Origin of the sequence: Clostridium sp. CMCC3677 (assembly GCF_023845585.1) — a bacterium.
GTDB lineage: Bacteria > Bacillota > Clostridia > Clostridiales > Clostridiaceae > Clostridium > Clostridium aquiflavi.
This window is the reverse complement of record NZ_JAMQHS010000005.1, coordinates 215,510-227,294: the sequence shown is the minus strand read 5'-3', so window position 1 is coordinate 227,294 and position 11,785 is coordinate 215,510. Positions and strand designations below refer to the sequence as shown.

Genomic DNA, 11,785 nt, shown 5'->3' with positions numbered 1-11,785 from the left:
TATTTAATTTTTATAAACTAATTCCTTAATATTATGATTTTCGAATGCCACCGTTTCTAAAATATGATTATATATTTTTTGTGTTTGTGCCCATCTATCAGGACAATTCAATACAACTATAATTATATCTTTACCTTGATGATTTACAGATGAAACTAAGCATTTACCTGCTCCACCAGTATAACCTGTTTTTACACCATTTGCTTCTGGAATAAGCCAAAGTATTTTATTTATATTATTATAGTCTCTTGTAAAATTATATTTTTCTTTACTAATTTGTTTTGAGCCAACTATCTCTCTAAATAAGTCATATTCCATACCTTTTGCAGTTAAAATAGCTAAATCATATGCTGAAGAGTAATGTGAATTACTATCTAATCCATGAGGAGACTCAAAATGTGAGTCTAATATTCCAATTCCTGTAGCATAGTGATTCATTATTTGTGCAAATCCTTCCACAGAACCTCCTAATGATTCAGCTATGGCTATTGCTGCATCATTTCCTGATTTAAACATTAAACCAAATGCAAGTTCCTTCAAACTTATTTCTTCCCCTGCTTTGTACCCAACTTTTGACCCTCTTATTGAAGCAGCATTCTTACTTATAACTACTTTTTTATCTAAATCACCTTGTTCAATGGCAATTATTGCTGTAATTATCTTTGTTGTACTTGCCATCGGTACTATTTCATACGCATTTTGTTCAAAAAGTACTTCTTTAGATTCTCTATCAAGTGCTATTGCACATCTTGCATTTACCCTAAAATTATCTTTTAATTTGCTATCTGCTAAAACAGTTTTTGAGAAAATTTGAAAAAGCATAATACTTAGTAATATTATTATTACTATATTATTTTTAATAGTTTTTCTCATAATACTCACCTTCTTAATTACTACTTACTTCTATTTTTCCTTGAAATTTTAATTTTAAACCTATATTTCAAAAAAAATCAGTTTTATTTTTGGATAACATGTCAATAATTACAATACCTTTAGAAATTGGAGATATATTTATGAAATTGTTTTTACTCATATTAATGATAATTATCCTTGCACCTATTCCATTAAAAATTAGTATTTACTATTCATTTGATAATTATTATATAAAGTTATATAAATTTACTATAATATCAAAAGAAAAAATTAAAAAGAAAAAACAAAGCTCAAATACAAAATCAAAATCACACAAAAAAAAGAAAGATTCTTTAAATATTTTTGATATTATACATAAAAAATATTTAATACAAAAATTATATAATTCAAAATTTAAGCCTAAAATTAATTTAAAAGGTAATTTAGATTATAGTCTTAATGATTCTGCCCATACTGCAATAACTTATGGACTATTATCTCAATTTACACCTATATTTTATTTTGTTTTAAGTATCCCTTACAAAATAAATAAGTTTAAATTTAATATAAATCCAATATTTGAAGATAAATTTTTAGTAAAATTTGAAATTTCAAGTATAATATTCATTTCTATTGTAAAAATTATATATGTACTGATTATTATATTTAAATCAGTACTTTATTCTGAGGAGGTGGACCCCTATATAGGGAATAATTATGACAAATGAACAACCTGTTGAAAAATTGATGAGAAGCACAATGGAAAATCTCAGAAGTATGATTGATGTAAATACAGTAATAGGCGATGCCGTTGAAACACGAGATGGTACTTATATCATTCCTGTTTCAAAATTAAGTTTTGGTTTTGCCTCCGGAGGAGCTGAATACTCTACATTAGATAAAAACTTTAATGGTGAATCAAATTTTCCTTTTGGTGGTGGATCAGGTGCTGGTGTTTCTGTTAAACCAGTCGCATTTTTAGTCGTTAAAGAAGATGGTATAAGAATGATTCCAGTTGATCAAGATTCTACTTATGATAGAATTGTTGATTCAGTCCCCCAGGTCATAGATATGGCAAAAGATTTAATAAAAGAAATGAAAAATAAGAATAAAAGTGCTAAACATGGTAATAATACTAATATCGATCTTGATATCACTGAAAATTTAAATACATCTTCTAGTGATACTACAGACGATTAAAAATAACTCCTAATTTTTTTAATTTCATACACATTAATTTAAATGGGTGTATTAATAAATACTTTAATACACCTGTTTTTAATGTTAATTTTAAATAAATTATGTACTACTAAAATTCTGTTTCTAAATCATAAGATTTATCCTCTTCAAAAAAATCTAGTGATGGAAGTTGATTTAAATCTTTAATCCCAAATTGTCTTAAAAATTCTTCAGTTGTGCCATATAATATTGGCCTTCCTGGTACTTCTAATCGTCCTACCTCTTTAATAAGATCTCTTTCTAACAATCTTTGAAGGGCACTTTCAGATTTTACCCCTCTTATTTCATCAATATCTATTCTAGTTATAGGTTGTTGATATGCTATTATTGATAAACTTTCTAAAGAAGCTTGTGATAATGATTGGCGCTTACTTTTCTTCAATAACTTTTGTATAAAGTTGCTATTTTCCGGTTTTGTAACTAATTGATAAGATCCCTTAATAGAAATAAGCTTTATTCCTCGTTCTTGCATATCATACTCTTCTATCATTTCTTGTATAGTATTTTCAACAATTTTAAGTTCTTCTTCAAGATAAATTGATAAATCCTTAGCTGTCAATGACTCACCACTTGCAAAAAGCAATGCTTCAATTCCTGATTTTAAAGATTTTTTTTGAAATTCTTCTAAAAATTGAATTTGTAGTCTATCACTCTTCCCCATCATCTTCTCTCCTTTCAATTAATATATTATTAAAATTATCACTTTGATATACTCTTATCTTTCTTAGCTTTACCATTTCAAGTAAAGCTAAAAAACTAACAATACATTCTAATTTACATTCACATTTATTAATAATTTCTGAAAATTTACTAACTTTATTATTTTCTATAAGTCCTAAAAGATACTCAAGCTTGTCCTCAATTTTATATTTATCAACATATATTCTTTTTTGAATTACATTAGCTTTATTTTGTTTATTATTATATATTTCTAAAAGGTTGTTATACATATTATATAATTCCAAAAGAGTTAAATTTTTAAATATATCTTCATTATTATGAGGTAAATTTATTTCTTCTATTATTTCTGGCTTTTTAGTATACAATTCACCTGAATTAATATATCTTTCTTTAAAAAATTCAGCTGCCTTCTTTATTTTCTTATATAAAATAAGTTTTTCAATAAGATCTTTTTCTTGATCTTCTTCGTCCTCATCTTCATCTTTCTTAATTTTAGGCAATAAATGTTTAGATTTTATTTCTATTAATGTAGCTGCAACGACTATAAATTCTGATGTTATTTCTAAATCCATAACCTTCATATCATCAATATATTTTAAGTATTGATTTGTTATTTTTGATATTTCTACATTATAAATATCCATTTGATTCTTTTTAATTAAATGAAGTAATAAATCAAATGGGCCTTCAAAATCTTTTATCTTAATACTTGGAAAATCCATATATTCACTCACCTTTTTAGCATGGATATTAGTATTTTACTATCTTATTTAAATAATATCAATTAAATATATTTTAAACAAGCTTATTACCTTTATAAGAATATATATTAATTATTGAAATAAATAGAAAACTCAATTAAGGGAAGTCAAAATAACTTCCCTTAACAATCTATCTTTTTATAAGTGCTATTTAAAATTGTTATCTTAAAAGTTTCTTCTATACTCCTTTTTCAAATAAGTTTTTTATATTATATTTTATATTATCAAATAGATTACCTTTCTTTATATCTCTATCAGAATATATATCTACTTCTCCTACTTTTTCTTCACCTAGATAAACTTCACATTTTCCTACTATATCACCCATTTTATATTCAGGTTTTAATTCTTCAATAACTATTTTCTTAGAAATTTCACCATTGTTTCCTTTAGGTAATACTGCTGTTAAATCTTCTTTTGCTTTTGCCATAAAAAATCTATCTGTTTGTTTATCCATAAGAATTTTTTCTACATCTTCATCTTTTGCTACTATTTTTTTACCTTCATATTTTGAAAATCCATGATTTAATAATATTCCTGCATCTCTATTTCTTATTTTATAAGTTGGTGCCCCCATAATAACAGTAAGCATTCTTACTCCATTTCTAGTTGCTGTTGCAGAAATACAATATTTTGCTTCATTTGTAAAACCTGTTTTTAATCCATCACAACCTTCAAAGAATCTAACTAATTTATTATGATTTACTAGTTCAATTGGTGACTTTCTTCCTTCTGAAATAGAATCCATATAAGTTCCTGTGTATTTTAATACAGTTGGATGTTTTAATAACTCAATAGACATTAACGAAATATCACGTGCTGTTGATAAATGTCCATCTGCAGGAAGTCCATTACAATTTTTGAATACTGTATTTGTCATTCCTAGCTCTTGAGCTCTTTTATTCATTAATACAACGAAGTCTGATTCTGTTCCACCTAAATATTCGGCTAAAGCAACTGCTGCATCATTTCCAGACGCTATAGCTACACCCTTTAATAATTCCTCAACACTTCTTATTTCACCTGTATCTAGTAACATTGTACTTCCACCCATTTTTTTTGCATTTTCACTACAAGTTACTTTATCATCTAATTTAATTTTACCATTATCTATTGCTTCCATGGTAAGAAGCATTGTCATGATTTTGGTTACAGATGCTGGTGCAAACTTTTCATCTGGATTTTTTTCATACACAACTTTTCCTGTTGTTGGTTCAATTAATAATGCTGATTTTGCTTCTACATTCATACCCTCAGCTTTAACTTCATCCTCTAGCATAGATGCATTTACAGCTCCTATTGGTATTAATATAACAGTCAAAACAAAAACCAATGTAAAAGATATTATTCTTTTTATATTATTTTTCATCAATCTTCCTCCCTTCAAAATTAGTGTTACCAAAATAATAAATAATATTATTATAAAACTATAAAACTCCTTATTATGTGACAAAATTTTTAGTTTATTTTTATTTATATCTAGTCTAAACAAACTCAATGAAAAATAAAAACTGACACCAATTTAGGTATCAGTTTTTAAGTGAATAACTATTTAATTAAATCGAAAATTAAATTTGCCACCGAAATATAGTTTTTTCGGTGGCAACTGAGTGGAAGTTTGTAATTAAAAAAATATTTAATTTTACTTAAAGTTAGTGAAATCAAGCTCTTGGATGTGTATTCATATATATAAAATTAATTTTATCATTATTTATTATTTCATAATAAGTGTCCATATATGTTAATACTTGATTTCCAAGTAACTTTTGTACAGCTCTTACATTTGCACCATTTTGAAGTAAATGTACCGCAAATGAATGTCTAAATGTATTTAAATTTACATCTTTGTCTATCTGCGCTTTTTTAGAATACTCTTTTACTATTCTCCAAATCCCTTGTCTTGTTAATTTATTTCCATTTAGATTAACAAATAAGTTAGGAACTCCACATTCGGCTATTTTATATCTTATGCTAAGATATTCATTTAATGCTTTACAAGCACTTCTACCTATAGGTATTAATCTTTCAAAATTTCTACTATCGGTACATCTTACAAAGTGTAATTCCAAGTTAATATCATCTACATTTAAAGATATTAGTTCAGATACTTTCATTCCAGTAGCATACATAAGCTCTAGCAATGCGTTATCTCTAATTCCTTTTGGACAATCTTTCTCTACTGTTCTAATTATTTTATCTACTTCATCTACTGTTAAAATTTGCGGTAACTTTCTATTATTTTTAGAACTTTTATACTCTATCTTTGGTACCTCATTTATTAATGACTGACTTTTTAAATAAGAGTAAAAACTCCTAAGACTTATAACTATTCTATTTATAGATCTTTCGGATTTTCCTGACTCTAATAAATATTGAATATATGCCATAACTGTTAATTTATCACTCTTATATACATCTATACCTTTCTTATCCAAAAACTTAAGATATAATGTCACATCCGTTACATAAGCATATATAGTATTTTCACTTTTTCCACTATCAAATAAATATTCTTTATAGTTATTTATACTATCTACCATTATTCTCTCCTATACCATTGATTATGAATTAATATTCGACAAAATTATCATTTTTCCTCTTTAATTAAGATTTATATCTTAAGTTTATAATTTTCTATATATGTTTTTTAATTATAAAACTAATAAAATTTAGTAACCACAAATTTTATAAAATTAGGTGACACATAAGTTTCTATAATAGCTGCAAATATAAAAAATCCTAAGATTATAATCAGTTTATTTCCTAAAGAATTAAAAAATGGATCATTTAAATTCGCTCTTTTAAAAAACTTACTTTTAAATTTTTGAGTTGACATAGCTAATGCTATAACACTTAATGCTATAAAACAAGGAATATAAATTAAATTTTGAGGAATTACAGATACTAATGCTAGTCCAATACCTTTGCCCTGAAAAGTTGTTAGTATAAACGAAAATGTATATCCTAACGTAAATCCTTTAAACATATCTAAAACTAATATGAACGGCATTCCAAAAAAAGTAAAACCAAACATGAATATAGGTATAATTAGCAACATATTCTTTTTTATAACATTAATTAACAAATTTTCATAATTAATAGGCGTGTCCCCTATCGAAGATGTAAAACTTGAAAAATAACTTAACAAATCATTTCTGTTGGATTCGCTCATGTACTTTACTACATAAAGTCCAAAAGATATTCCAATGCAAAACATTATTAATACCATGAAAAAATATACTTTTTTATCTTTAAAGGTTTGACCAAGCTTATTCACCATATAATTCACCACTTATTCCTCCTTGAGTTACTCTACTTTATACTATGTTTAATTTTTCCATATTATTCATAGTACTTAACAAAATATATGTTAATTAAAATACTAGAATTCCTTTTATAAAATCCACTAAAACGTGATGAATGCTTGCTTTATAAACTTTTTAATTACATAAAAAATAGATGACCCTTATTAAGTCATCTAAAATTTTTTTATTATTTTTTAACCCATATTGAATATGATTTATTATTTACTTTAAAAGTCCCATTTCCTTCATTGTCTATTAGTATTTCTTCTTGTACATTTCCTGTTATATCTATAAAAACAGTATTTATATTTTTAGTCTCCATAAACATCTTTTTACTACCTTCATTTCCATTACTTATTAATACCGCAACACCTGAATTGTCATGCACCAAATCGCCTTGTCTAGTCCACCCAATTATATTTTTATCATCAAAATAATCACATTGATCACCGTAAGCATATTTTTTTCTTACATTTAAAATCACATCCAGCTGACTCTTAAAACCATCAAACCCCTTTTCAGGAATTCCATAATAATCTCCATAAAATACACAAGGATATCCTTCTTGCCTTGTTAATATAAATGTGTATGCTATTAATTTAAACCACGGTTTCACCCAAGATTCAAGCGCCTGACCAGGTTCAGTATCGTGATTATCAACAAAAGTAACTGAAATTTTTTCATCATGTTCTAATAAGGTATTTTGAATTAATGTTCTCATATCAAAGTTTTCTTCTAAATTGCTTGCTTCATAAAATTTATAATGAAGAGGAACATCAAATAACGACATAACATTTTGTGATTTACTAATATAGTATTTTAATTTGTTTATATCTCCAGACCAATATTCACCAACAGCAAATACATTGTCACCTTTCTTATTCCTAATATCATTTAACCATTCTGTAAAAAAATCAAATTTTATATGTTTTATTGCATCTAATCTAAAACCATCTAACTTGCATTCATTTACATACCAATTTCCCCATGTTTTAAGTTCTTCTACAACATCTCTGCTATCTATATCCAAATCCGCACACATTAAAAAATCAAAGTTTCCATTTTCATTATCTACATCTTGTTCCCATTCTTTCCCTACAAATTTAAATATTCCATTTTGTTTTGTTAAATCATCAAAATCTACCCCATCAAAATCTTTTGCACTCCATTTATAAGAAGAGTACTTATTATTTCTACCAAGAAAATTAAATACAGTAAACGACTTTATTTCTTTTTCTTCTCCTATAATATTATTTCTATTATTACTATCTACTAATTGAGCTTTTACTATCTCACTTTCATCTGCACCTGCTTTATGATTAAATACAGTATCTCCATATACTTCTATATTATTATCATGTGCTTCATTTATAGCATCTAAATATTGTTCCTTTGTACCATATTTAGTCCTTATGGTTCCTTTTTGATTAAATTCTCCTAAATCATATAAGTCATACGCTCCATACCCAACATCATTAATGCCTTCTACCCCCTTATAAGCAGGCGGAAGCCACAGTGCAGTAATCCCTTTTTTGCTTAACTTTTTAGAATTTTCTTTTACTTTACTCCAAAGAGAACCATCATTAGGATAATACCATTCAAAATATTGCATCATAGTTTTGTTTGTCACTTTTTTATCTTCTATGTAAACTTTGTCTTCATTTTTTTCTACGTCATTAGCTTTGTCCTGTTCTAAATTCAAATACATTACTCCTCCTATTATTGCAAATACTATTATTATTAAAAATTCTATTGTCATTATTATCCTCTCCTTAATTCACAAAATTATGCTTTGGTAACGATACCAGTTTGTTTTTAAATATTAAGATAGGATTAATTCCTATCTTAAGTCATATAAGTTTTAATTTATTCCCATCCTAAAACAAAAGCTTTCTCATTAATTCTTATTGATCTTCCATTAAATTTTTCTATTAGAATTTCTTCCATATTATCTACTTCTCTAAAAATAACTTGCTTTATTCCATCTGCTGATCCTACACGTTCAACACCTTCATACCAGATTATTCTATTTTGATCTACAGACAATTTACTTCTAAATTTTTTATATTTAAATACCTTTACTGCTATTTTACTAAAAGATATTTTTTCTGCTATTTTAAGAATAACAATATCTATTGTATCTCTTATAGAAAGTAACTCACATTCATCCTTCATATCGTATAAAGTTTTTATAGATTTAATCCCATAATCTAAAGTGAAACTTTCCTTATTCTTTAATTCATTTATTTTTTCAATAAATACATCTTGACCATATTTTTTTGAATTCATAATTAAATCCCCTCTCTTATATTATTTCCCTACATACTGTAAACGATTTTATTTTTAATAATTGACAAGTTGAATTTAAATAATTATACTTTATAAAAGTATAATTAGAAGCCTTATACTCATATGGTAAAGGTTTCTATATTGCATGTCAATATTATTTTATGTACACTAAAATAAGGTGGACTTTATTTTATAAAAAATTATTACTTTAAAGTAAAGCTTAATTTTTAAAATTAACACATTTTTAATTTATATAAATATATTTAATGAGGTGAAAATATTGAATATTTACATTACAAATGAACATTTTTATGAAACTTGGTTTTGTTTTAATAAAGGAGATGAAAAAGAAAATCTTTTAGACCTTATGGATAGAACTTCAGCTTCAATATATACATATTCTAATGAAGAAACAAATGATATTGAATTTGTAGCCATAAAGCCTGAAGAATTTAATTTACTTTCATATCCTTATTCTTGGTGTGAAAAACCTATAATAAGATTTTCTACTAGAGGTATTGAATTATCTGATGAATTAATTATTAAAGGTAATTCTAGCTTTGATGGAAGAATACATCACGGTTATCTTAATGCAGAAATTAAATTAGAAAATTTAGATGAGAATATACTAAGATGTGCATCTATATCTATAGATGAATTAATTACCTATGCTAAGTATCTTTGGTGCGAGGATATGGACCTTGATTATTTATTTACAGATAAAGCATTATATATAGAAGAAAAAATTCAACTTGGAAAAGATAAAGCTGAAAATATATATGATGATCAAAGCTATATGAACTATTTTGATGATATTGAATAAAATTTATGCTAATTTTATTAGACTTCAAGCTTTTATTCAATTAGAAGCTATCGATATAAAGAAAAATTCTACAGAATAATTTAACTCTAAAATACCTCTAATGAAAAATACTCATTAGAGGTATTCATTTAAAGTTTTTCTTTAATTCTTCTATTTCCTTTTCCAATTGATTTACCCTAAAAGTTAATTTTTTTATTTTATCACAATTATCTTTTTTATTTCTTTTTTTGTACTTGTACTCTTTGTCAAGTTTAACATCTTCATTTGAACAAAATGGATTATCTACATTCTTATACTCTGGATTATAATACCGTCCCGGACCACCTTGTTGATACTGTTGCTGTGCATTAAATGTTTCAATTACTTGTCCTACTAATTGTAGCCAGTTTCCATAAGCATTTAATAAGCTAGATGGTAATTTACTAGATATTGCATTAGCTATCAATTCTCCAATAACTAACATTAACATAGGGTCTAAATCTTGAAATCCACATGGCATATCTAAGTTTAAATTTTGACACTCATTTGTACTTGCCCCAGCACTTGGATCAATTTTACACTTTCTTTCTTCATCTTTTTCTTTGCATTTATCATCAGAATTATTCTTTTCACATTTTTTATAGCCAAGATGCTTTAATATCTCATCTAAATCATAAAAACTATTGTTATCCATATCTCACCTATATCTAAAATTATAAAAAATTATTACAATATATGTTTTATCTATCCAAATGGGGATCTAATATTATATTAATCTAGAAATAATTTTCTCTGTTAGTCTATTTACTATTTTCTATCTTTTTTATTCTTTTCTCTAATTCATACATTTTAGTTACAATTCTATTAAATTCACATTCTAAATTTTCTAATTTAAAACATATATCATTTATGTTATTATATTTTTGCCTTAAACCTTTATCTTCATTTAAATTACCTTTTTTTAAATTTTCATCTTTAATTAAATCATTAGCATTATTTAAACCCTCTTCTTTCTTTGTATCAAAATTGCAAAAAGGATTTTCAACATTTTTATATGCATAATTGAAGTATCTTCCAGGTCCTATTTCATAATATTGCTGCTGCGTACCATAAGTTTCTATTATTTGACCAACAAGAATAATAAGATTAGATATAGTATTAGCAACATTGTACGGTAATTGTCCAGAAATAACATTTCCTATAACTTCTCCTAAAGTTACAAATAATATTGGATTTATATCTTGAAATCCACCTGGTATATCTAAATTTAACTTTGAACACCAGTTTGTACTTGCCCCTGCTGTTGGATCTATTTTACACTTACAATCGCTTGTATTGCTTTCATTGCTTGATTCATTGGATTCTGTTGATTCATCATCTTCTTCAGTGATTTTTTCATACCCTAAATAATTCAAAAGTTCTTCAATTCCACTAAAATTATTTAAATCCATATTTCACCTTATAATTAATAACTCTAATATTAGATTACACAAAATTTAGATATCTGATACTAATTCTATTGGGTGCAATTTTTCTTTATTATATTTATACCATTTAACAAGATGTTGCATTTTTTTAGTACTTTCACCACATCTATCAACTGAGTTATACTCTTTGGTATACCCTGAAGTAATGGAAAATGTTATTTTTAATTCCAAATATCTATTTTATAGCAACGAAAAAGAAGATGTTTCCTTATCTTAGGTTCATCTTCTTAAATTTCTACATACTATTTATTAAATTCACTTCACTTTAATAGCTTAATATTTTAACTTTATTTTAGTTTTAATCGATTCAAACATCATATCACATTTAAATATACTATATAACACTCTATATACACTAAAAGACACTTA

General features: G+C 25.7%; 13 protein-coding genes. 3 read left to right on the top strand and 10 right to left on the bottom strand.

Translation table 11 applies throughout. The annotated features are described in order from the left end of the window. Nucleotides 1–3: 3 nt before the first annotated feature. A complete protein-coding gene (locus NG901_RS08015; protein ID WP_252213453.1) occupies nucleotides 4–873 on the bottom strand; it encodes a D-alanyl-D-alanine carboxypeptidase family protein in 870 nt (289 codons plus the stop codon). A gap of 140 nt (nucleotides 874–1,013) precedes the next feature. Between NG901_RS08015 and NG901_RS08010 the strand changes: the two genes are divergently transcribed. After that, nucleotides 1,014–1,580 carry a DUF2953 domain-containing protein gene (locus NG901_RS08010; protein ID WP_252213451.1) on the top strand — a complete coding sequence of 189 codons (567 nt, stop codon included), beginning with the start codon at nucleotides 1,014–1,016 and terminating at the stop codon, nucleotides 1,578–1,580. Further along, complete coding sequence (gene ytfJ, locus NG901_RS08005) at nucleotides 1,570–2,052, top strand: GerW family sporulation protein (RefSeq protein ID WP_252213449.1); 483 nt, start codon at nucleotides 1,570–1,572, stop codon at nucleotides 2,050–2,052. The genes NG901_RS08010 and ytfJ overlap by 11 nt, the downstream gene beginning before the upstream one ends. Nucleotides 2,053–2,161: 109 nt before the next feature. Here the strand turns inward: ytfJ and scpB are convergent, their stop codons facing one another. The 7 genes from scpB to NG901_RS07970 all read right to left on the bottom strand — a co-directional run bounded on the left by scpB (nucleotide 2,162) and on the right by NG901_RS07970 (nucleotide 9,127). Beyond that, nucleotides 2,162–2,755, bottom strand: coding sequence for an SMC-Scp complex subunit ScpB (gene scpB / locus NG901_RS08000; RefSeq protein WP_252213446.1), 594 nt, complete (start codon nucleotides 2,753–2,755; stop codon nucleotides 2,162–2,164). Continuing rightward, nucleotides 2,739–3,494: a segregation/condensation protein A gene (locus tag NG901_RS07995; protein WP_252213443.1), complete on the bottom strand. Its 756-nt coding sequence runs from the start codon at nucleotides 3,492–3,494 to the stop codon at nucleotides 2,739–2,741. Before NG901_RS07995 ends, scpB begins: the two co-directional genes overlap by 17 nt. A 217-nt stretch (nucleotides 3,495–3,711) precedes the next feature. Next, a complete protein-coding gene (locus NG901_RS07990; protein WP_252213441.1) occupies nucleotides 3,712–4,902 on the bottom strand; it encodes a D-alanyl-D-alanine carboxypeptidase family protein in 1,191 nt (396 codons plus the stop codon). A gap of 292 nt (nucleotides 4,903–5,194) precedes the next feature. Next, entirely contained in the window at nucleotides 5,195–6,073 is an 879-nt protein-coding gene (locus tag NG901_RS07985; RefSeq protein WP_252213436.1) for a tyrosine-type recombinase/integrase, read from the bottom strand. 119 nt (nucleotides 6,074–6,192) lie between these two features. Continuing rightward, complete coding sequence (spoIIM, locus tag NG901_RS07980; protein ID WP_252213433.1) at nucleotides 6,193–6,825, bottom strand: stage II sporulation protein M; 633 nt, start codon at nucleotides 6,823–6,825, stop codon at nucleotides 6,193–6,195. A gap of 200 nt (nucleotides 6,826–7,025) precedes the next feature. Further along, on the bottom strand, nucleotides 7,026–8,597 hold the full coding sequence (locus NG901_RS07975; protein ID WP_252213430.1) for an alpha-amylase: 1,572 nt from the start codon (nucleotides 8,595–8,597) through the stop codon (nucleotides 7,026–7,028). A 107-nt stretch (nucleotides 8,598–8,704) separates the two neighbouring features. Further along, complete coding sequence (locus NG901_RS07970) at nucleotides 8,705–9,127, bottom strand: hypothetical protein (RefSeq protein WP_252213427.1); 423 nt, start codon at nucleotides 9,125–9,127, stop codon at nucleotides 8,705–8,707. 280 nt (nucleotides 9,128–9,407) lie between these two features. Between NG901_RS07970 and NG901_RS07965 the strand changes: the two genes are divergently transcribed. Continuing rightward, complete coding sequence (locus NG901_RS07965) at nucleotides 9,408–9,950, top strand: hypothetical protein (RefSeq protein ID WP_252213425.1); 543 nt, start codon at nucleotides 9,408–9,410, stop codon at nucleotides 9,948–9,950. Between the two features lie 124 nt (nucleotides 9,951–10,074). On the opposite strand, the gene NG901_RS07960 is transcribed toward NG901_RS07965, so the two are convergent. Together NG901_RS07960 and NG901_RS07955 are read right to left on the bottom strand one after the other, a co-directional pair. Then, nucleotides 10,075–10,623 carry a hypothetical protein gene (locus NG901_RS07960; RefSeq protein ID WP_252213422.1) on the bottom strand — a complete coding sequence of 183 codons (549 nt, stop codon included), beginning with the start codon at nucleotides 10,621–10,623 and terminating at the stop codon, nucleotides 10,075–10,077. Nucleotides 10,624–10,729: 106 nt separating this feature from the next. Next, the gene (locus NG901_RS07955) at nucleotides 10,730–11,380 is read right to left on the bottom strand and encodes a hypothetical protein (RefSeq protein ID WP_252213419.1); all 651 of its coding nucleotides are present in this window, start codon (nucleotides 11,378–11,380) and stop codon (nucleotides 10,730–10,732) included. Nucleotides 11,381–11,785: the final 405 nt, after the last annotated feature.